The sequence below is a fragment of the Brevibacillus sp. MS2.2 genome, assembly GCF_013284345.1.
Taxonomy (GTDB): domain Bacteria; phylum Bacillota; class Bacilli; order Brevibacillales; family Brevibacillaceae; genus Brevibacillus; species Brevibacillus brevis_C.
The window spans coordinates 58,782-79,419 of sequence record NZ_JABSUZ010000009.1 but is presented as its reverse complement, the minus strand read 5'-3'; the positions used below and the strand labels follow the sequence as shown (position 1 = coordinate 79,419).

At 49.9% G+C, this 20,638-nt stretch carries 19 protein-coding genes and 1 pseudogene; 17 read left to right on the top strand and 3 right to left on the bottom strand.

Features of this window, described 5'->3' with window-relative positions; all coding sequences use genetic code 11:
• Positions 1-5: 5 nt before the first annotated feature.
• The 6 genes from HP568_RS10615 to HP568_RS10590 all read left to right on the top strand — a co-directional run bounded on the left by HP568_RS10615 (position 6) and on the right by HP568_RS10590 (position 6,534).
• Positions 6-2,015, top strand: a complete 2,010-nt coding sequence (locus tag HP568_RS10615; protein WP_173629051.1) for a peptidoglycan D,D-transpeptidase FtsI family protein — start codon at positions 6-8, stop codon at positions 2,013-2,015.
• A gap of 140 nt (positions 2,016-2,155) precedes the next feature.
• Positions 2,156-3,007: an AraC family transcriptional regulator gene (locus HP568_RS10610; RefSeq protein ID WP_048034456.1), complete on the top strand. Its 852-nt coding sequence runs from the start codon at positions 2,156-2,158 to the stop codon at positions 3,005-3,007.
• A 109-nt stretch (positions 3,008-3,116) separates the two neighbouring features.
• Positions 3,117-4,094, top strand: coding sequence for an ABC transporter substrate-binding protein (locus HP568_RS10605; RefSeq protein WP_048034455.1), 978 nt, complete (start codon positions 3,117-3,119; stop codon positions 4,092-4,094).
• A gap of 71 nt (positions 4,095-4,165) precedes the next feature.
• On the top strand, positions 4,166-5,155 hold the full coding sequence (locus HP568_RS10600; protein WP_048034454.1) for a FecCD family ABC transporter permease: 990 nt from the start codon (positions 4,166-4,168) through the stop codon (positions 5,153-5,155).
• A complete protein-coding gene (locus HP568_RS10595; protein ID WP_048034453.1) occupies positions 5,152-6,138 on the top strand; it encodes a FecCD family ABC transporter permease in 987 nt (328 codons plus the stop codon). Before HP568_RS10600 ends, HP568_RS10595 begins: the two co-directional genes overlap by 4 nt.
• A 99-nt stretch (positions 6,139-6,237) precedes the next feature.
• Complete coding sequence (locus HP568_RS10590; protein ID WP_173629050.1) at positions 6,238-6,534, top strand: hypothetical protein; 297 nt, start codon at positions 6,238-6,240, stop codon at positions 6,532-6,534.
• A gap of 84 nt (positions 6,535-6,618) precedes the next feature.
• Here HP568_RS10590 and HP568_RS10585 read toward each other — a convergent pair whose 3' ends face one another.
• Entirely contained in the window at positions 6,619-7,497 is an 879-nt protein-coding gene (locus HP568_RS10585; RefSeq protein WP_048034451.1) for a proline iminopeptidase-family hydrolase, read from the bottom strand.
• A gap of 174 nt (positions 7,498-7,671) precedes the next feature.
• Between HP568_RS10585 and HP568_RS10580 the strand changes: the two genes are divergently transcribed.
• The 10 genes from HP568_RS10580 to HP568_RS10535 all read left to right on the top strand — a co-directional run bounded on the left by HP568_RS10580 (position 7,672) and on the right by HP568_RS10535 (position 18,390).
• Positions 7,672-8,577: a hypothetical protein gene (locus HP568_RS10580; RefSeq protein WP_173629049.1), complete on the top strand. Its 906-nt coding sequence runs from the start codon at positions 7,672-7,674 to the stop codon at positions 8,575-8,577.
• Positions 8,578-8,604: 27 nt separating this feature from the next.
• A complete protein-coding gene (locus HP568_RS10575) occupies positions 8,605-10,062 on the top strand; it encodes a sensor histidine kinase (RefSeq protein ID WP_173629048.1) in 1,458 nt (485 codons plus the stop codon).
• Complete coding sequence (locus HP568_RS10570) at positions 10,059-10,754, top strand: response regulator transcription factor (protein ID WP_173629047.1); 696 nt, start codon at positions 10,059-10,061, stop codon at positions 10,752-10,754. Before HP568_RS10575 ends, HP568_RS10570 begins: the two co-directional genes overlap by 4 nt.
• Positions 10,755-10,928: 174 nt before the next feature.
• Positions 10,929-11,924 (top strand): beta-ketoacyl-ACP synthase III, encoded by a 996-nt coding sequence (locus tag HP568_RS10565; RefSeq protein ID WP_048034447.1) that lies wholly within the window; start codon positions 10,929-10,931, stop codon positions 11,922-11,924.
• Positions 11,914-13,089, top strand: coding sequence for an ATP-grasp domain-containing protein (locus HP568_RS10560; RefSeq protein WP_048034446.1), 1,176 nt, complete (start codon positions 11,914-11,916; stop codon positions 13,087-13,089). Before HP568_RS10565 ends, HP568_RS10560 begins: the two co-directional genes overlap by 11 nt.
• A gap of 15 nt (positions 13,090-13,104) precedes the next feature.
• On the top strand, positions 13,105-14,106 hold the full coding sequence (locus tag HP568_RS10555; RefSeq protein WP_173629046.1) for an NAD-dependent epimerase/dehydratase family protein: 1,002 nt from the start codon (positions 13,105-13,107) through the stop codon (positions 14,104-14,106).
• Positions 14,096-14,947 (top strand): MBL fold metallo-hydrolase, encoded by an 852-nt coding sequence (locus HP568_RS10550; RefSeq protein ID WP_048034444.1) that lies wholly within the window; start codon positions 14,096-14,098, stop codon positions 14,945-14,947. The genes HP568_RS10555 and HP568_RS10550 overlap by 11 nt, the downstream gene beginning before the upstream one ends.
• A complete protein-coding gene (locus HP568_RS10545; RefSeq protein WP_173629045.1) occupies positions 14,935-16,269 on the top strand; it encodes a F390 synthetase-related protein in 1,335 nt (444 codons plus the stop codon). Before HP568_RS10550 ends, HP568_RS10545 begins: the two co-directional genes overlap by 13 nt.
• A complete protein-coding gene (locus tag HP568_RS10540; protein ID WP_173629044.1) occupies positions 16,250-17,407 on the top strand; it encodes a GNAT family N-acetyltransferase in 1,158 nt (385 codons plus the stop codon). The genes HP568_RS10545 and HP568_RS10540 overlap by 20 nt, the downstream gene beginning before the upstream one ends.
• Positions 17,408-17,502: 95 nt before the next feature.
• Positions 17,503-18,390 (top strand): DMT family transporter, encoded by an 888-nt coding sequence (locus tag HP568_RS10535; RefSeq protein WP_173629043.1) that lies wholly within the window; start codon positions 17,503-17,505, stop codon positions 18,388-18,390.
• On the opposite strand, the gene HP568_RS10530 is transcribed toward HP568_RS10535, so the two are convergent.
• The gene (locus tag HP568_RS10530; protein ID WP_173629042.1) at positions 18,391-19,098 is read right to left on the bottom strand and encodes an ArsR/SmtB family transcription factor; all 708 of its coding nucleotides are present in this window, start codon (positions 19,096-19,098) and stop codon (positions 18,391-18,393) included. It abuts the gene before it with no gap.
• A 120-nt stretch (positions 19,099-19,218) separates the two neighbouring features.
• Here HP568_RS10530 and HP568_RS10525 point away from each other — a divergent pair.
• A pseudogene (locus tag HP568_RS10525) lies at positions 19,219-19,554 on the top strand (DJ-1/PfpI family protein); the annotation flags it as partial.
• 72 nt (positions 19,555-19,626) lie between these two features.
• Here the strand turns inward: HP568_RS10525 and HP568_RS10520 are convergent.
• Entirely contained in the window at positions 19,627-20,616 is a 990-nt protein-coding gene (locus HP568_RS10520; protein WP_173629041.1) for a M23 family metallopeptidase, read from the bottom strand.
• Positions 20,617-20,638 lie beyond the last annotated feature (22 nt).

Genomic DNA, 20,638 nt, shown 5'->3' with positions numbered 1-20,638 from the left:
CAAGGATGAAGGAAGAAAAAAATGATCGTTTGAAACGACTGCAAATCGTCTATATCGTCGTATTTCTGATGTTTGTGGTAATTATTTTGAGATTGGCGCAAATCCAAATCCAGCAAGGGAGCGATTATGCAAATGAGCTGGCAGACAGATCCTATAAAAAAGATTACATTCCCGCTATGCGAGGAAACATTTATGACCGCAACGGGTATGTTATTGCCGAAAGTCGGCCTTCCCATCTCGCTGTCTTCCGTGAACAAGAGATCATGGAGAAGAAAGCGTACTTTGAACTGGTGGAAAAGCTGGAGAAAATATTGAGCCTCGACAAGGCCACGCTGCTAAAAAAGATGGATGTCGGCTATGCCTACGAGAAAGGCAAGTATGTGGAAGCGGCGCGACAATTGCCGCGCTATTTGGAAAAAGAGCTGAAGGTTGATTTGACGGAGAAAGAAATCGCCGTGCTGGGTGAGCATCGCGGCGATTTGCCGGGGATTGAAGTGGTGACAAAACCGATCAGGAAATACGATCCCAAGCAAATCGCCGTACAGGCGGTCGGGTATGTTCGGCCCTTTCATATTGCTGAAAATGTGAAGCTCGCCTCTTACAAGGATGAGAGTACGCGGTATTTGCCGAACCAGTTAGTCGGGCTCGATGGGATTGAGCTATCTTACGAAAAAGAGCTTCGCGGGAGCAACGGTTACCGGATGTATGAGGTCGCAGCCGATCAGACGGTTGTGAAGCAAGTAGAGGAAGTTCCATCCGTCCCAGGCAATCATGTGTATCTCACCATTGATCAGCGGGTACAACTGGATATCCGGGATTCGATCCGAGCGTTTCTTCCGAAGATGCGTGCAACCATCCCAGAGGCGAGGTCCGCAAAGGGAGCGTACGTCGTGGCAGTCGAGGTCAAGACAGGCAAGGTCGTCGCGATGGTCAGTTATCCGGAATACGATCCAAACGTGTGGATTGAGGGGCCCGATCAAAAAACGTATGACGAGATCAAGCTGGCGGTGACGAATGGGACGATTCGGGAAGCGCCATACGATACGAGGCCATTAACGGGCGAAGCGGCTATCCAGGAGGGCTACAAGCATCCGGGCTCAATTGTCCCATCAGGGTCTGTCCTTAAGCCGATTACGGTATTGCTTGGTTTGCAGGAAGGCATCATCTCTCCCTCCGATCGTTGGAATGATGGAGGGGTGTATCACTATGGACGTGGAACAGACCGGATTAAGAACGACAACTCCAAAGCACATGGTATGATTAGCCCTGCGATTTCCCTGCAAAAGTCATCGAATACATACATGGCGAGAATCGGGGAGGAGCTGTCCCGTCGAAAAGGAAAAGAGTCAGCGTCTGTGCTGCAATCGTACTATCACGCATTCGGGTTAGGGGTTCAGACTGGCGTGGATTTGCCGAATGAAAACAAAGGCAAAGAAGACTATTTGGTAATGGATGAAAACTACGGACCACTAGCAGCGATGGTGCAGGCTTCCTTCGGGCAGCAAGTCCGGGCAACGACAATGCAATTGGCACAATATGCGGCCACGCTTGCGAATAAAGGTGTACGTTTGCAGCCGCAGATGGTAGATAAGATCACAGACGCAGAAGGAAAACTGGTGAAAACGTACACGCCGAAAACCATCAGCACCTTCCCTCACCCTGAAAAATACTGGGACATTCTGGAGCAAGGCATGGTGATGGTGACGAAACCAGGGGGAACAGCAGTCCGCGCGTATGAGGGAATGGCGTTTCAGGTAGCTGCAAAGACAGGAACATCGGAGCAAGATATTTATGTACCGGTGACGGAGACAGATGAGAAAACAGGGCAGAAAAAGACAAGGTGGAAAATGCACGGTCGCATTACGAATGGTGTCAGCATTTCATATGCTCCAGTCGACGATCCTGTTCTGGCAGTAGCCGTAATCGTTCCTGAGGGTGGTTATGGGGGAAGGTCGGCTGCGATCATTTCACGTTCTGTATACGATGTGTATGACAAGCATATCGGATTGAAATAGCGAGCTGTTCGAAGTGGTCTGTCGAGGATCTACTTCGGGCAGCTTCTTTCATTTACCATGACCCTCAAATCCCCTCAAATAATGCGTTAGATAGCGTATACAAGCTATAATAGAAGGAATATGAGAGGGGGAAGCACCCGTTGTTTGCAAATGAAGCCTATCGACAGCTAAAACAGATGATCTACTCCCTCGACACGGTCAGTCTTGAGATTTGCCGTTACAAGGAACCACTGATCCTCTCACCTGCTCCTTCTCATCGAATCGGGTTTGTCAAAAATATAAAAGGAACAATGGAAGAGAACGGGAAGAGACAGTTAGTTGAGGCAGGAGATGTGTTTCTTATCAAGCCGAAGACGAGCGTTTCGTTACGGACGGAACAAGATAAAGAGCTGGAGGTCTTTTTCATTGCGTTCTCCTATTGGATCGAACAAAACGAAACAGGGAAAGAGAGAGTATTTGTTCCGGGAGGAGATAATTTTCCTCTGGAAGGGACTTTCCGTGTACGAAGCCATTCGCAGGTCTTGCATTTAATGGAGGAGCTACATAAAAGCTATGCGTCAAATGAGGAGAGAGAGCAATTTCGGCAGAGGTTGTTATTCGAGCGTATTCTGTACATCCTGGTAAAAGATTTTTCTTCGATTGAGAGCAACGAAAATACAATGGCTAGCATCGAGGAAACGATTCTGTATGTCGATCAGCACTATATGCTCAACCTCACGCTGGAAATGTTGGCAGGAAAGGCGAATGTCAGTCCCAGCTATTATTCACGCATGTTCAAAACGTTAAAGGGTGTGAGCTTTTCCGATTACATGACAAACCTTCGAATCAATCGGGCAAAGGTGCTGCTCCGATTGTCGGGGAGCCGTTTGCGTGAGGTGGCACAAAGCGTAGGCTATAACGATGAGTTTTACTTCAGCAAGATGTTTAAAAAAGTCGTTGGCCAATCACCATCGGAATACGTCAAGTCGCATATGAGACAAGATAATTCATGAAATCGAGCAAGATTCTTCATGGTATGGTATAGTGGCTATCGATATAATCTCTATTGAAAATGATTTTCAATTTCGATGGAGTTTTATTTTGGTAGGAGGTTTTCTCATCATGAGAGCAAGACTGTTGTTACCAGGCTTTCTTCTTATTTTTATGGTATCTGTCTTTTTAAGTGGTTGCGGTACAGCGACACAAAATGCACAGGGAACAGCTCCAGCTGCGACCAATACAGAATCTACACCAGCTGCTTCAAGTGAAAAACGAGTGATCAAGCATGAGCTGGGGGAAACGGAAATCGTTGGCAAGCCTGCGCGTATTGTCGTGATGGACTTTTCCTTTGCAGATGCTTTGGCGACATTGGGTGTTGCCCCTGTAGGAATCTCTGATGATAATGATGCGAATCTGATCATTCCTGAGGTGAAAGAAAAAGTAGGAACTTATACATCGCTCGGTTCTCGTTACGAACCAAACATGGAGCTGATCAGTTCCCTTGCTCCTGATCTCATCATTGCAGATTTGAACAAGCACAAGGCTGTTTACGACAAATTGAAGCAAATCGCACCGACGATTGTACTGAATGACCACCAGGCGAACTATGAGCATATGCTAGCTAATTACGCCGTAATCGCTGATGCAGTAGGCATGAAAGAAGAAGGCAAAAAACGCCTGGACGAGCATCAAGCGAAAATGGATGCCATCAAAGCGAAGCTGCCAAAAACCGATGCCAAGCTGAAGGTTCTGCCAGCAGTAGTGAACCCGACCGGATTCTTCGCTCACTCTAATTCTTCCTATGCTGGCTCACTGCTGGAATACCTCGGGTTAGAGGATGCGGCAAAGAGTGAAGAGGCGTATCCAAAAACCAATCTGGAACAGCTGGTTGCCCTCAATCCAGACGTACTGTTTTTGATGAAAACAGGTGATAAGACGATTGTGGATGAATGGAAGACGAACCCACTTTGGCAAAACATCAACGCCGTAAAAAATGGCAAGGTGTATGAAGTAGCCCGCAATAAATGGGCACTTTCGCGAGGCTTGATCGGATCAGAGTTGAGTGCGGAGGAAGCAGTAACGCTTCTTTCTGGAAAATAAGAGGGGATTTTTCGGGATGGGTGTCGTAGCTGACATCGATCCCGTCGTTTTTGCGGGAGGAGGTTGTACCTATGGAGGGAGCAAAGGCGGGCATCGTTTTTGCGGCAGGAATGCTCCTGCTCGTTTTTGGTTTAGTCGTCAGTATCTCGGTTGGTTGGACAGACATGGGGTTGGTGAGTGGCGTAAAATCCCTTTTTGCCCCCTCTACATCGCAGGAGCATTTGATTGTGACGACGCTCAGGCTTCCCAGAGCGCTATTGGCGGTAATCATTGGGGCCTGTCTCGGTGTGGCTGGTGCGATTATGCAAGCAATGACAGGCAATCCGCTTGCTTCGCCACAGACGTTTGGGGTTAACGCAGGTGCATCGATGGCTGTCGTAGCTGCCTTGGTACTCTTGCCTAATCTCCCGGTGCCATTATTAGCGCCACTCGCTTTTGGCGGGGCTGTCATAGGTGGCTTTGTGGTGTACTATCTCGGTGCGGCTGGGGGGATGACTCCTGTTAAGCTGGCTTTGGCTGGCACAGCCGTCCATCTGTTTCTCGCTTCCATTACAGAGGCATTCATTTTGTTTCATCAGCATTCGACCGATCAAGTCCTGTTTTGGCTTGCAGGGTCATTGGATGGAGCGGATTGGACGGATGTGAACCGTGTGCTGCCTTGGTCAATCGCGGGGCTGGTGGTTGCCTTTTTTATGGCTCGGTCCATCGGGATTATGCGTATGGGTGAGGATGTAGCCAAAAATCTTGGACAACATGTAGTTCGGGTGCGAATGATCTGTGGAATCATTGTCATCGTACTTGCAGGCTCGGCTGTTGCCGTTGCTGGCCCGATCGGCTTTATCGGATTGATGGTGCCACATTTGACCCGACTTTTGCTAGGAAGAGAGAGTCAGCTATACCTCCCGATTACAGCGTTGCTCGGCGCATTGCTGCTGGTCTATGCCGACGTTCTTGCCAGGTTCATTGCGTATCCGTATGAGTCGCCAGTGGGCATCGTGACCGCTTTCTTGGGCGCTCCCTTTTTCCTCTATTTAGTGGGTAAGGAGAGGAGAGCCTCATGACACGCAGACAAAGTATTGCCCCTGTATTGCTTCTGTTGCTCATCGTCACCGTTATTATCAGTATCGGAACTGGGGCGGTGTCCATATCGCCGCGTGAGGTAGTAGAGTCACTTTTTGGGACGGGGCCGAAAAATCATCACTTTATAATTGGAGAGTATCGTTTGCCGCGTGTTGTCCTCGGCATGTTGGCTGGAGCGGGCTTGGCGGTATCCGGGGTTATTTTACAAGGAATGATTCGCAATCCGTTGGCCTCTCCTGACGTAATCGGCATCACCAAAGGGGCGGGGCTCGCATCTTCCATCGTCATTTTTCTTTTTCCCAAATCTCCGGCTTATTTGCTGCCGTTGGCGGCATTTGGGGGTGCGGCCGTTGTCGCTGCTATCCTGTATGTATATACAGCGCGAAAACGCGTCCAGTCCGCTACTCTAGCGCTGGTGGGGATCGCCATCGGGGTCATTTGTCAGGCGGGCATCCAATACCTGATGGTCAAAAATCCGGGTGATGTCAATGCGGCACTGCTTTGGATGGCGGGTAGCTTGTGGGGGCGGGGATGGGAGCACGTATGGGCGGTGCTTCCGTGGATACTCGTCTTTTTACCGATTGCTTATTTATTGGCGTACCGGCTCGACGTATTGTCTCTCGGAGATGATGTAGCAGAAGGCTTGGGCGAGGATGTGACGAGACTGCGCGTTGTCCTTTTGGTAACCTCTGTCGCACTTGCAGGAGCATGTGTGGCGGTTGTCGGTTCCATCGGATTCGTCGGTCTGCTCTCACCGCACATCGCTCGTCGTTTGGTAGGTGGGAAGCATGCACTTCTTCTCCCGGTCGCCGCTCTGCTCGGTGCTACGCTCATGGTCGCCGCTGATGGGCTAGGCAGATGGCTTTTGCCCCCGATGGAGGTTCCCGTGGGAATCGTGACAGCTGTCATTGGGGCGCCGTATTTCTTGTATTTGATCGGACGAGAGAAAAGAAGAGGGGTATAAAAGAAGGGATCGAATCTTGCAAAAGGACTTGCTTGCGAGGTTCGGTCTTTTAATTGTGTGGTAAAATATAGCAGGTATAAGATTGTTAGGAGGATGACTATGGCAGGGATGGAGATAAATGATTTATTAAGATTCGTTTTGATTACTTTTATCATGAGTTTACTAGTTATTTCCGTTGCTTTATTGCTTCAAAAGAAACGAGGTAATCTTGTCAATGGATTCACACTTAGTATGATTTCAGCAATTTCAGTAATCGTTTCCGGAACGAATCTTATGGTTATGGGTTACATAGCTGATGAATTTAACCTAAGTGGAGATGCTATGTCCACCTATATGTTTTTCATCATTTTAGGATTGAACATACTTAATTTCCTTATTTACTTAAAAAAAGCATGAGGATTCGGAAAAACTCGCATCGTCGATGATACGAAGTTTTTCCGTTTTTTCATGTCACGCTAAGCCAGTGAGGCCGCGGCGGTTTTATTTCGTATCTGCTTTTTGCAAAAAGCTGCGGATAACCTGCACGTATTCGTCTGTCTCTTCCAGATAGCCGACATGCGAGCTGTTTTCAAAGACATGGAGCTCGGCGTTTGGCACCAGAGACTGATAGTAACTTGTCGATTCAGGCGTCGCTTCATCATATCGGCCACAAACGAACAGGGAAGGAATGTTGATTTGATGCAGCTTGGGTGTGTAGTCGAATGTTTTCAGATTCCCTGTCGGGCAAAACTCAGACGGTCCCCACATCGTCATGTACACTTCTTTGTTCGCTTTTGGACGGCTTTCTGTCATGACTGTTGGCATTGGATCAAGGCGGCACACATGGCGCTTGTAGTATTCCTTCATGGCATCCTGGTATTCTTGTGAATCCGTTGTGCCCTGCTCCTCGTGTGTGGCGATGGTTTGTTGCACATCCTCTGGCAATTGCTCGATTAAACGATCTGCGTCCTGTTTCCAACGCTCTGCGCTCAGGCATGGGCTGGAGAAGATGATGCTCTGTACCCCTTCCGGCTTGGCATCCACCAAATAAGCTGCTGCCAGCATTGTGCCCCACGAGTGCCCCAGAATGTGAACCTCTTTTAAGCCAAGGGCTTGTCTGATGCAAGCCAGCTCTTCCACAAAGCGCTCGGTTTTCCAAAGAGTCAGATCGGTCGGGCGATCGGAATTTCCTGACCCGAGTTGATCGTAGAAAATGACGGGTCTGTCGTTGCCTAAGACATGAAGCGTTGATTTGAGCGGATCATGCGTATTGCCAGGTCCTCCGTGAAGGACGATCAGAGGCGTTTTCTCCCCTTCGCCGACACGACTGTACCATACTCTTCCGCCAGGAACGTCAATATAGCCTTCTTGCATACTCATCGATAATGCCTCCACTTCAGGTTCATGCTGATCACTTCTTCTTTCAATATAGCATATGGAATTGTTTTTACACTTTTTTTAGAATTGATTTAGACCGTGTTTAGACCCTCTATTTATCATGACTGGTATAGAGAGCGATGACAGTTGCTTTCGATGAAAATAGGAGGGACCATCATGCGAAAAAAATGGTTGAGTATCGGCTTGTCGGTTGGAATCACAGGAGCATTGATTTGGGGATACGGGGCATCAGCGAGTGCGGATAGTACGACGATGGGCGTATATGAATCAGCCCTGCATCAAACGAAGGAAGCGAAGAACATGACGGCCCACGTGCAGCTATCGCTCACAGACAACGGAGCGAAGTTGCTCACACTGGAGGGAGTCGCAAAGATCGATCATAACCAGCACATCGGAAATGTAGAGGCGACTTTTACAGACACGCTGGGCGAGAAAAGCATGCAAGCCTTTCTGGAAAAGGATCAAGTTGTGGTTAAAAAAGGGGATAGTAACGTTTATCGGGTCATGGAAAAAATGGATAGAAGACACCAACCAGAAAATGACGCCGATAACAAACGCGGGGCCATGATGCATAAGCTGTTTGCTTCGGTATTCGGCGATCTCGGAAAAAACGCGACCGTTGAGAACCTACCGGATGGAGGCAAGCGTACGTCGCTTCAGCTCTCCGAAGAGCAAATTCCGGCATTTATCCAGGCAGCCGGACCTATTCTCTACGATAAGCTCGCCGAACATAGTGAAGAAGCGTCTTCCTCTGAAAGCCATCTATCTGTGAAGCTTCCTCGCTTACAAGAGGATTTTCAAGTGGACCAAGTATTGCTGAACGCCAAGATTGACGAGAAAAATCAAATCGAACAGCAATCTGCTGTGGTGAACCTCTCGGGAACGGACGCGTCTGGGAAAGAGCATAAGCTCCAGCTTTCTTTGGATATCCGCTTGACCGATCTGGGCACGACCACACCTGATCGCATCGATCTTACTGGCAAGCAAGTTGAGAAGGTTTCCCGTGAGGACATGAAGAACAAATGGAGAAAAGGCTGGACGAAGCATTCCGATTCCGAGTAAACCATGACTGCAAGGGGGTGATGAACCATGTCGATCAAAACAAGACTTTTGCTCTCCTATATTGCCATGATTATTATCCCCCTTGTTTTGTTTGGATTGGTGGCATCGGGATTGGCGAATTACTTTTGGGGAGAACGGGAGGAAGGCAAACCGCTCCTTCGTGATACGCTCAATAAACGAGACGAGTTGTTTGCTGGTGTCACATTCATGGCCAAATACGCTCCCGATCAATTGACGAACGAGAACATGCTGACAGAGACGGATGAGCAGCTACAAGCAGTTGGCGGTGCATTGATACTGACAAAGGACGAAAAAGTGCTATTCCTCTCCCCGTCGATTGATAGCGCTGACGTGCCTGACTATTTGCAGGATCAACCGGATCAGGGGCGCATGCATAACTGGAAGCAATTTAATCAGGACGGCTACACGTTTGATACGTACGAGTTTCCTTTTGCTGATCAAAGTAAAGGGAAGCTCTACTTCCTTGCGAATTCTTTCCCATTTATGCAGACAGGCATTTATTTTTTTATCACATTGATTCTCAGTCTTCTAACGATTGTGGCGCTGACGAACGGTGTACTAACGTTTCTAGTTTCACGCAGTATCATTCGACCTTTGTACGCCTTAAAGCAGGCAGCATACGAAATCAAAGAAGGCAATCTGGAGCGCTCTGTTCAACTCCATCGCAAGGATGAGCTGGGAGAGCTGGGAGAAGCATTTGAAGAGATGCGTGGCAGATTGTATGATTCTATCCATTTGCAGCTACAGTATGAGGAAAATCGTAAACAACTGATTTCCAGTATTTCGCACGATCTAAAAACACCCATAACAGGAATCAAAGCCTGTGTAGAAGCGGTTCAGGAAGGGATTGCGGATACGGAAGCGAAGCGGGAAAAATATATGAAGATGATTGCCATCAAATCAGAGCAGATGGACCGCCTGATTGATGAGCTGTTTTTATTCTCGAGACTGGATTTGAACAAGCTTCCCTTTCACTTTGAAGAAGTTGATATGCGAGCATATTTGGCTCAGTTTGCCGAGGAGCTGCGGCTAGACCCGCGGATGCACGGTGTATCTATTCGCTATGACGAGGAAAATGAAAGTCCGATTCCAGTCATGGCTGATCAGGAAAAACTCCATCGCGTGCTCATGAATATCGTGGACAATAGCCTGAAGTACTTGAACAAGGACGAGAAGCTGCTCCGATTGGAGGTGGAGAAAGCCGACAGTGAAGTGATTGTGGCAATCTCCGACAATGGGACAGGGATTGAAAAAGAAGCCATACCTCATATTTTTGACCGTTTTTATCGGGCGGACCCTTCGCGTAATTCGGCCATGGGAGGCAGTGGTCTTGGACTCGCCATCGTCAAACAAATTGTGGCGGGGCACGGTGGTCGTGTATGGGCGGAGAGTGAGAGCGGACGCGGTACCCGCATTTGTTTTACCTTGCCAGATCTCAAGAGAGTCGGGGGTGACACGGATTGAAACATATATTAATCATTGAAGATGACATGGTGATCGCAGAGGTGCAAAAGGATTACTTGGAGGCAAACGGCTACTCGGTCGATGTCGCGACTTCCGGCGATACAGGGTTGCAAAAGGCACTGCAAGAGGAGTATGACCTCCTGATACTAGACCTGATGCTCCCGATCGTGGATGGCTTCGAAATCTGCAAGCAAGTCCGCAAAGCCAAAAATATTCCGATCCTACTCGTCTCCGCGAAAAAGGAAGACATCGACAAGATCCGTGGACTGGGTCTGGGTGCCGATGATCATATTAGCAAGCCTTTTAGCTTGGGCGAACTGGTAGCGAGGGTCAAAGCCCATCTGGCGCGTTACGACCGCCTCGTCTCCGATGCCAAACCGCATACGGCAAAAGAGGAGATCAGGCTTCGGGGGATTCGCATCGACAAACTGGCGAGGAGAGTTTACATCAACGGAAGCGAAGTGACGTTTACTTCCAAGGAATACGATCTCCTGCTCTTTTTAGTAGCCCACCCCAATTGGGTATTTAGCAAAACAGAGCTGTTTGAAAAGATTTGGGGACTCGATTCGTACGGGGATATCGCGACGGTGACGGTGCATATCAGCAAGCTGCGGGAAAAAATAGAAAGCGATCCGGCTAAGCCGCAGTACATTGAGACGGTGTGGGGTGTCGGTTATCGCTTTTTACTGTAGTAGGTGGAAATGAGTGGTAAAGCTTGCCTAACGAAAGAAAAGCGGCATACGTAAACACTTGGGTAATTTGTACCAAGTGTTTATTCTGTTTCCCATAAATCGACAAACTTATGTAAAATATAGGGCAGATGTCGAATCGTGTGTGAGTAATGCGAGCTAAGGGAGACACAGATCATGGAGAGAAAAATCAAAATCCTCGGAACAGGGAAATACTTGCCTACTCGGCGTGTGACAGCGGCAGAACTGGAAGAAAAGTTGGGACTTGCGGCTGGATGGGTAGAGAAAAAGTCCGGGGTAAGCGTCAGGCATTTTGTGACGAACGAAACGGCTGCACAGATGGGAGCCATCGCTGCTAGGCGTGCTTTGGAAGCGGCGGGCCTCTCCCTTCACGATATCGATTGTATCGTATGTGCAAGCGGGACGGCACAGCAGGAAATCCCTTGCACGGCTGCCTTGATTCAAGAAGAGCTTCAACTAAGTAAATCAGGTATTCCTTGCTTTGATATAAATGCGACATGTCTAAGTTTTGTCACTGCACTGGATGTGATGTCGTGCCAAATGGCAGTCGGTATTTACGAGCGAGTCTTGATCATTTCCTCGGAGATATCCTCCGCAGGTTTGAATTGGGAGCAAAAAGAGAGCTGCGTGCTGTTCGGAGATGGAGCTGCGGCTGTTGTCATCGGCAGGACGCCAGAAACAGAAAGCTCCCGCATCTTGGGTTCAAGTATGAAAACATACAGTGAAGGAGCGCACTATTCCGAAATAAGGGGGGGCGGTACGCTGATCCACCCGAGCCAATTTGCCCAAGGAAGAGAAGCAGACTTTGCATTTGATATGGACGGACGGAAAATTTTTCGCCTGACCTCGCAGTTGATTACCGGCTTTGTGGATCGCTTGTTGTCTTCAGCCTCCGTAACCAAGGAGCAAATTCGTACAGTTATTCCTCATCAGGCCAGTGGGATGGCGATGCGGATCATGGCAGGCAAGCTTGGGTTTCGCGACCAGCAAATGGTGAACATTCTGGCAGAGCATGGCAATGTCATCGCAGCTTCGATTCCGATGGCGCTGCATGAAGCGATTGGGCAGAATCGGGTACAGCGAGGCGATCTCCTGATGCTGCTGGGCACATCTGCCGGCTTGTCTCTCGGAGGAATTGTGCTTGAATACTAAACAATCAGTCTTGCTGACAGGAGGACGAGCTCCAGCTACGTTGGAGCTGGCCCGCTTGCTGGGTTCTGCGGGACATCGGGTCATTGTAGCGGAGAGTGCGCGGCGACATTTATGCCAGCACTCTCGTTATGTAGAGCGCTCCTACCAAGTGCCTCCTCCCCGTCAACAGCCCGATGCTTATATCGAAAAGCTGTGCGAAATCATGCAGCGTGAGCGTATCGATCTTTTGATCCCGACTTGCGAGGAGATATTCTACGTATCGCGCGGGCGTGATCGCTTGCTTGATTTCGGTGAAGTGCTTGTAGAAGGAATAAAGGTGCTGCGTTCGTTGCACGACAAATGGCTTTTTGCCGAAATGGCGCGCGAGGTGGGAGCACTGGTTCCACAGACGGTGCGGGTACAATCTCCTGCTCACTTGCGGGAGGCTATGCTGCAAGCAAGGGGGCCTGTTGTGCTCAAGCCTGTCTATTCTCGCTTCGCAGCTCATGTACGAATCGTAGCAGACCCGTCCTCTGCGGCAGGGCAGTCCAAGCTACCTGAGCCGACAGTTAGGCAACCATGGCTAGTCCAACAGTTTATAAAAGGAAAACAGGTGTGCAGCTACGCTGTTGCTCAGGATGGACAGCTCACCTTGTACGCCGATTATGAAACAACACATACGGCAGGACAGGGGGCCTCGATTCACTTCGCCTATTCAGCTCACCCACAGGTAAGAGAATTTGTTAGTCGCTTCGTGCAACGACATACGTTTAGCGGACAAATCGCATTTGATTTCATGGAGAATGAGCAGGGAGAGCTATACGTAATCGAGTGCAATCCGCGACTGACAAGCGGTGTGCATTTGTTTGCGGGACAGCAAGAGGCTGCTACTGCTTATTTTTCTGATCAGGGAAAAACTGTTGTTCCTGCTGGAAAGCAAGCTTGCATGCTAGGGATGGCGATGCTGACATACGGCCTTGCTGGCATGACGAATGGCCAGAAGGCAAAGCGTTGGGTGAGCGACCTGCTTTCAGCGAGAGATGTACTGTTTAGGCGGGATGATCCGCGGCCTTTTTTTGATCAGTTCTCCATGCTGGCAGATTTGGCTTGGCAAAGCTTTCGAACGAAAAAAAGCATGATCGCTTGCAGTACGAGTGATATCGAATGGAACGGAGAAGAGGCGTAAGGACGTGAGGAAGAAATGAACAAGCGAGTTCTAGTAACAGGGGCGACGGGGTTTCTCGGACAGAAGCTGGCTACACGACTACATGAAATGGGCTATGAGGTGACAGCACAAGGACGCGACGAGCGAATCGGCCGACAATTGCAGGATCGAGGCATTCGATTCCTTCAGGCAGACCTAAGAGACAGAGAAGCTATGTTGAACGCTTGCCGTGATCAGGACATCGTGCATCATACGGCTGCTTTTTCCTCCCCGTGGGGCACGTATCGTGACATGTACGAGACGAATGTGACAGGAACCATTCATGTGATCGAGGGCTGCAAGCAACACGGAACCCGGCGCCTGGTCCATGTATCGACGCCGAGTATTTATTTTAATTTTGACCACAAGCTGGGGATCCCCGAAGATGAGCCGATGCCCGTACGGTTTGCCAATACATACGCACAGACCAAATACCAGGCCGAGCTGGAAGTCGACAAGGCGTTTCTTGCAGGGCTTCCGACGATAACGATTCGTCCTCGGGCCTTGTTTGGCCCTGGGGACAATGCAATTCTTCCCAGATTGATCCGCGCCAATGAAAAGAAATTCGTTCCGCTGATCGACGGAGGCAAGGCGATCATTGATTTGACCTATGTGGAAAATGTCGTGGACGCGCTGATCTTGTGCATGGATTCTCCAGCGCACACATTAGGCCAGGCTTACAACATTACAAATGGCGAGCCAGTGACGATGATCGAGGTGTTGTCAGATGTGTTTCGTCGCTTGGGGGTTCCGCTGAAAACGCGCGAGCTGCCATATTGGAAGGCGTATGCGGCAGCTTGGGTACTGGAGACACTCTCCAAGACCGTTTTGGGCTATCGCGAGCCAGTTTTGACGCGTTACTCGGTAGGCGTGCTCGCCAAATCACAAACCTTGGACATCTCAAAGGCGAAGCGCGATCTGGGCTATGAACCGCGGGTGAGCATTGCCCAGGGCATCGAGACGTTTACAGATTGGTGGAGGACGCATGATGGACGTTAAACTGACGCTGATGGATACGGGCTACTGCCAGCAGCTCGAGATGTTTTCCCGAAAAGGCGGCCGGATGAAAAACATTCCGTTTCACGCCATCGCAGGGCTTATTGAGCACCCCGTCCACGGCTTGCTGCTCTTTGATACCGGTTATTCGCAACGCTTTTTTGAAGCCACGAGCAAGCTTCCTTATTCGTTGTACGGCAAAATAACGCCTGTATTCTCGGAGGCACACGAGAGTATTTCTGAACAGCTCGCAGCACGCGGAATCAAAACGACAGACATAGCAGGTATTCTCATTTCTCATTTCCATGCGGATCATATCGGCGGTTTGCGCGATTTTCCGCATGCCCGACTGTACTGCTTCGAGAGTGCCTACAACCACGTCAAGGGAAAGACGGGGTGGGCGGCGCTACGGGAGGCGTACTTGCCTGATTTAATGCCTGACGATTTCGAAGAGCGGGTGACTTTCATTGATCGAGCAGGGCTGGTGGCATTGCCTGAAGCTTACGCGCCATATACCGTAGGCTACGATTTGTTTGCGGATCAGAGTCTGTACATCGTTGATCTGAACGGACATGCAATCGGGCAGTTTGGTGTGTTCCTGCGCGATCGAGATCATGGGGATGTATTTTTGTGCGCGGATGCCGCTTGGTCGAGTGAAGCCTTTCGTGGCAACTTGTTGCCTCATCCACTGGCTAGGTTGATCATGGCGGATCGACAGGCGTATCGCGAGCATTTGCACAAGTTGCATGTGCTATTCCGCCAACGTCCCGACATGAAAATCATGCCGACACACTGCGGGGAAGTCTGGCAGGCCAGCAGAGGAGCATTCACATGGAGATCATGACACTCTTGAAGCAGTATGTAAAAACGAAGTGGCATGCCCGTCGGTTTTCCTCGCGTGAGCAGCTAGTAAAATGGCAAGAAGCGCAGGTCGGAGCGATGTTGTCTCGCATTTTGCCAGCTTCTCCTTTTTACCGAAAGAGAGTGGGAACGCCAGAACAATGGAGACAAATCGAGCCGATTGATAAACAGCGCATGATGGACCATTTTGACGAGCTGAATACGTGCGGGATCAAGAAGGAAGAAGCGTTTGCGATTGCACTGAAAGCAGAAACGACACGCGATTTCACTCCCCAATTAAATGGGGTGACCGTTGGCTTATCTTCTGGGACATCTGGTAATCGCGGGCTTTTCCTTGTAGGGCCGCAGGAGCAGGCGAAATGGGCAGGGGTGATTTTGGCGAAAGCACTGCCTGGTCAGCTATGGTCGACACATCGGATTGCTTTTTTCTTGAGAGCGAATAGCAACCTGTATACGGCGGTCAACAGGCGCCGCATTCAATTCTCGTTCTTCGATCTGCAAATACCGCTCGATCAGCACCTTGATCACCTGAATCAGTATCAGCCGACCGTGCTGGTTGCGCCAGCCTCGATGTTGAGAATGCTCGCGACGGCCCAGCGTCAGGGGAAATTGCGGATATCTCCGATCAAGGTGATCTCGGTGGCAGAAGTGCTGGACCCGTTGGATCAAACGTACATCGCAGAAGTGTTCGGGCAGATTGTGCATCAAATTTATCAATGCACAGAAGGGCTGCTTGCGGTGAGCTGTTCACACGGGACGTTGCATGTCAATGAAGACCTCGTAGTGATGGAAAAGGAGTATCTCGATGAGCAAAAGGAGCGATTCTTTCCGATCATCACAGATTTTTCTCGGACGACACAGCCGATTATCCGTTATCGTTTGAACGACATTTTGACGGAAAAGCGTACGTCATGTCCGTGCGGCTCGGTGTTTATGGCGCTGGAATCGATTGAGGGCAGGGCGGATGATCTGTTTGTTTTTCGCCATGAAAACGAAGCGCGATGGATATCGGTCTTTCCTGATTTCATCCGTCGGGCTGTCATTACCTCGTCTGATGCGATAGAAGAGTATACGGTACGACAGCAAAGCTACGAGCAAGTCGAGGTAGCACTGCTCATGAAGGGTGGGGAAGGACCGTCCACGCAGGAGCAGGAGCGAGTACGCCAAAGCCTGGAGCGAGTCATTGCCGATCAGCAAGGGCAATTGCCTGCGATTGTGTTTGCACCGTATGAGTTGAATCTCGGTACGAAAAAATTGCGGCGGGTAGAGAGGATGTTTGTTCAAGGTGAGCAGGCAATGGATTGAATGGTATGAAGGGACCTCGGCGGAGCAAATCCCTTGGGAACAGGCGCAGGATGCCGACTATGTCAAAAGCTATTTGCTGCCCATGATGACGGAACAACCATCCCGCTATGTGCAAAATGTACAGACGCGGATGCATGCACTCCGTGTAGGCGATCGGATCATGCCCGTAACGGTGAACGATACCGAGTACGACAATTCGTATGTCAGTTCGGCGTTTACCCATTACGTGACGTACGCGAAGGAAGAGCTAGGCATGCTCGATTCAGCGGTGTTGAGGCGGGTGTTGTCGACTGTACTCACAGGGCTTGGACACTGGATGAAAAAAAGCCAATGCAACAAAATGGTCATCGTCAACAATTGGCTGTTATCAACGAATCTGTATCCTGATGTGAGTGCAGATGAAGTGAAGGACATCACGGAAAACGGCATCCAAAAGTTCCCCGGCCATATCATCGCGTTTCGATCTGTTTGTCGCAGGCTGTATCCGGATTTTTACACGGGGCTCGTAGAGAAGGGCTATCTCATGGTTCCCAGTCGCTACGTCTACCTGTTTCACCCCGATTGGCCAGCGCAGGGCAAGTGGCGGGTCCGCAATACGCTCAACCGCGATCGAAAAATGCTTGCCAAATCCGGCTATGGCATTCTGCGTCATGAGGAGTTGGAAGAACAGCATGTCGAGCGTATCGTTGCTTTATACAACGCGCTGTATCTGGATAAATACTCTAAGCATAATCCACAGTTTTCGGTGGACTTTGTCCGACTGGCGATACAAAAGAGGACATTGACCCTCATCGCCTTGGAAAAAGACGGACGACTGGACGGCATTCTTGGCTATTTTGAGCGAAAGGGTGTGATGACGACACCGCTATTCGGCTATGATACGACGCTCCCCAAAGAAACCGGGCTGTATCGGATGTTGTCGTGCCTCTTGGTACAAGAAGCACAGAGCAAAGGCATCCTGCTCCATCAAAGTGCTGGCGTGGGCGCATTCAAAGCGGACAGGGGAGCCGAGGGGGAACCGGAATATACAGCGGTGTATGTCAAGCATTTGCCGTTTTATCGTCAAGCTGTCTGGAAGGTGCTCGCTGTCTTGCTGAATCAAATCGGGATCAAGATGGTAGAGAAGTACCGACTGTAAACCATTTGCACACTTCGACCCTCATCGAACTAACCGTCAGGTACACTACATGTAAGAAGAAACAAGTAGCTTGCCTGAAACGGGGGAACAACGCCATGAATAAAATTTTGTTCGGGATACTTGTCGTCGTGACAACATCATTGATGGGCTCGTCTTTTGCGGTAGGAAAGATTGGATTGGCCTATTTTTCACCATTGCTGCTGGTAGGGCTGCGCTTTACGTTGGCAGGACTGATCATGGGCGCGTGGGTATGGAAAAAGCCGCTCCCCAAGTCGGCGGGTGACTGGGGGAAGCTGTGTTTGATCGGATTTTTGCAGACGGCTGCCGTCATGGGATGTATCTTTTTGAGTCTGCGTACGATCACAGCGGGTGAATCCTCGATCCTGACATTTATGAATCCACTGCTCGTGGTCATATGGGGAACGTTGTTTCTAGGAATATCCTATCGGCTGACGCAATGGATGGGAGTTCTGATTGGACTGGTTGGGGTGTTCATCACGCTTGGCTTCCATTTGCAATGGGAGACGGGGACGCTGTTTGGTATCGGGTCCGCCCTTGCGTGGTCAATGGCCACGATTCTCGTGAAAAAGTGGGGAGTCCGCTTCAATGTGTGGGTGATGACAGCCTATCAGATGCTGTTCGGAGGAGTTCTTCTTCTCGTGATGGGGTTCACGCTGGAAACGCCGAAGCTGATTGTGACACCGACCGCTGTGTTCGTCGTCCTCTGGCTCGCGATCATGGCTTCCATTGTGCAGTTTGCGACGTGGTTTTACTTGCTGAATCACGGAGATCCGGGCAGGACGAGTGCTTTTTTGTTCCTCGCTCCGTTCTTCGGTGTTTTGTCAGGTTGGGTGTTGCTGGGTGAGGTAGTGCACTGGCAGGTGTATGTGGGAGGATTGTTGATTTTCGCAGGGATTTTCCTGGTGAATTGGACGTTTGCTCCGCGAAGGCAAGTAAGTGAAAAAGCACGGCTGGCTGAGTAGCTAGCTGTGCTTTTTGCATTCATCTACATGCAGTCCGAACTCGGTCATAAATCCAGAGATGCCTAACGGCGTGACACGGACTGCTCTCCCTCCTGGCACTCGCTCGATCCAGCCAAGCTCAAAAAATCGGTTGGTGAGTGAGGCCCCGAGGCTGCCTGCCAAGTGGTGGCGACGCTCGCTCCAATCCAAACACGGACGGGCAAAGCGACGTCTGCTCTTCGGCTTGGCCACAAGGTCTACGCCGAGTGATTGCAGCTTGGCTTTTCCCGCTTCGCTGAGCACGTAGTCTTGTTCGGTGGCTTCAATCAACTGTAGTTCCAGCATTTTCTGCGTCAGGGCAACCCCCACTTCGCCTGCGAGATGGTCGTAGCAGGTGCGAGCATAGCGGATGGCTCGCAATTGGTCGGACTCGCGCAAGGAACGAACAGGCTTTGGTGCAGCGATCGTCATTAACGATTCCAAGGCATGGGCGACATCAGGGCTGGCTAGTCGATAGTAGCGGTGTCGACCGTGTGACTCGCTGACCAAAAGGCCGCCTTCCACCAGCTTTGCCAAATGCGTGCTTGCCGTTTGGGGGGTGACTTTTGCGGTTCGTGCGAGTTCACTGGCGGGGAGTGCCTTGCCGTTCATCAGGCTGACCAGGATGGAGACGCGGGATGGTTCTCCTATGAGGGACGCGACCTCTATAATATTCGGGCTGGTACTCATCAGACAGCGGACCTCCTCCATTATTTTTTCTTCTATCAATGACTCTAGCAGAATCTTACAGCTAAAAAAACTAGAGATGTTCGCAAATACCTTTTGTAAAATATATCCAAACATGAACTAGTACATAATGAGCAGGTGATCCAATGGATTCGTGAGCAAATGCAGCAGGTGGAGCTGATGGCCTCTGTCTGCACAGGAGCCTTTTTACTTGCAAAAGCAGGCTTATTATCAGGCAAAAAAACAACGACCCATTGGGCCAGTCTCGATCGAATGGAAAAGGAATTTCCAGAAGTCGTTGTGCAAAAAGGAGTAAAATTCGTGGATGAAGGAAAGATCGTCACCTCTGCTGGAATCTCAGCGGGTATCAATATGTCCTTTCACATCATCAAACGATTAGTAGGCGTGGAAGTAGCAGAACAGACTGCGAAGATCATGGAGTATGATATTGTTCTCTAAAAGAATGCGGCAGTCCATCTCTTTGGATACAAGACAAAAGGATGCACTGCCGCTGTTTAACAGCTATACGATTTATTGTGCAGGAATGCTGTCACCCTGACGCGGATTCAATCCGTTCTCCCACTGCACACGAATGGATTTGCTATTGAACAAATCTTTGCCGTCAGAGACCTGATAATGCAGATGAGGCTCGCTGGAATTGCCAGAGTTGCCGCATAGCCCAAGCAAATCCCCTTTCTTCACACGATCGCCAACCTTTACCTTGGCGGAGCCTTCCTTCAGATGGGCGAAGTAGCTGAATTCTCCATGGCCATGATCGAGGATGACGACGTTGCCAGCGGGTTGCTGTGCGTTCATCGCTCCGACAGGGACATTATCCTTGAGATCATTGACGACATGTACGACGGTTCCTGCCTGTGGTGCGAGTATTTCTTGCCCGAATGCGAAGTAGCTCTCGTTTTTCGCAGGGTCCCCCTTGTAGGATAATCCGTCTTTAACCTGAATCAGATCGTATGCATAGCGTTGGCTCTCTACCTCGTAATGATAGTTCGAAAGGACATTCTGACCTCCCCAGAACACATACCACTCACCTGTAAACGGTGCGCTGTACGCCAGCTTTGTCAAAGCATTGTCGGTGTCAGGGTAGCTTTGCAGCGGCTTTAATAAAACGCCCGTAATGCTCCCTTTTTCATCCGTCGTAAGGACGAGGCCCCGTTTGGCGTCCTGATCCACCCAGGTGTCATAATCGCTGCCATTTACGGACGTGCGGGAATAGTGATTCCACGACTTCAACCCCGAGCTAAAAGCAGTATACCCTTCTACAAACTGTGCTTTTGAAACCTGCTGCTTGAATGACGAGCTTGTTTGCTCATATACATCCTCTATTTTTCCGTTAAGGAGCGCTTGCACAAAAGATTCCGCTTTAACCGTCATCGTCTTTGCACCTTCACCTTTCTTCGTGGGGGATTCAGTAGTAGAGGGGATTGCGGTTGCTTCTGATTGCGCAGCACATCCTGTCAAAAGAATTGCTCCTACACCGAGTGAAATCCAAACTTTTTTCATGTCGCCACTCCTATCTTGTTCT

Coding starts and splice junctions, on each gene's coding strand:
- HP568_RS10615 (WP_173629051.1), top strand. CDS start 6: ATGAAGGAAGAAAAAAATGATCGTTTGAAACGACTGCAAATCGTCTAT.
- HP568_RS10605 (WP_048034455.1), top strand. CDS start 3,117: ATGAGAGCAAGACTGTTGTTACCAGGCTTTCTTCTTATTTTTATGGTA.
- HP568_RS10600 (WP_048034454.1), top strand. CDS start 4,166: ATGGAGGGAGCAAAGGCGGGCATCGTTTTTGCGGCAGGAATGCTCCTG.
- HP568_RS10595 (WP_048034453.1), top strand. CDS start 5,152: ATGACACGCAGACAAAGTATTGCCCCTGTATTGCTTCTGTTGCTCATC.
- HP568_RS10590 (WP_173629050.1), top strand. CDS start 6,238: ATGGCAGGGATGGAGATAAATGATTTATTAAGATTCGTTTTGATTACT.
- HP568_RS10585 (WP_048034451.1), bottom strand. CDS start 7,497: ATGAGTATGCAAGAAGGCTATATTGACGTTCCTGGCGGAAGAGTATGG.
- HP568_RS10580 (WP_173629049.1), top strand. CDS start 7,672: ATGCGAAAAAAATGGTTGAGTATCGGCTTGTCGGTTGGAATCACAGGA.
- HP568_RS10575 (WP_173629048.1), top strand. CDS start 8,605: ATGTCGATCAAAACAAGACTTTTGCTCTCCTATATTGCCATGATTATT.
- HP568_RS10565 (WP_048034447.1), top strand. CDS start 10,929: ATGGAGAGAAAAATCAAAATCCTCGGAACAGGGAAATACTTGCCTACT.
- HP568_RS10555 (WP_173629046.1), top strand. CDS start 13,105: ATGAACAAGCGAGTTCTAGTAACAGGGGCGACGGGGTTTCTCGGACAG.
- HP568_RS10550 (WP_048034444.1), top strand. CDS start 14,096: ATGGACGTTAAACTGACGCTGATGGATACGGGCTACTGCCAGCAGCTC.
- HP568_RS10545 (WP_173629045.1), top strand. CDS start 14,935: ATGGAGATCATGACACTCTTGAAGCAGTATGTAAAAACGAAGTGGCAT.
- HP568_RS10535 (WP_173629043.1), top strand. CDS start 17,503: ATGAATAAAATTTTGTTCGGGATACTTGTCGTCGTGACAACATCATTG.
- HP568_RS10530 (WP_173629042.1), bottom strand. CDS start 19,098: ATGAGTACCAGCCCGAATATTATAGAGGTCGCGTCCCTCATAGGAGAA.
- HP568_RS10520 (WP_173629041.1), bottom strand. CDS start 20,616: ATGAAAAAAGTTTGGATTTCACTCGGTGTAGGAGCAATTCTTTTGACA.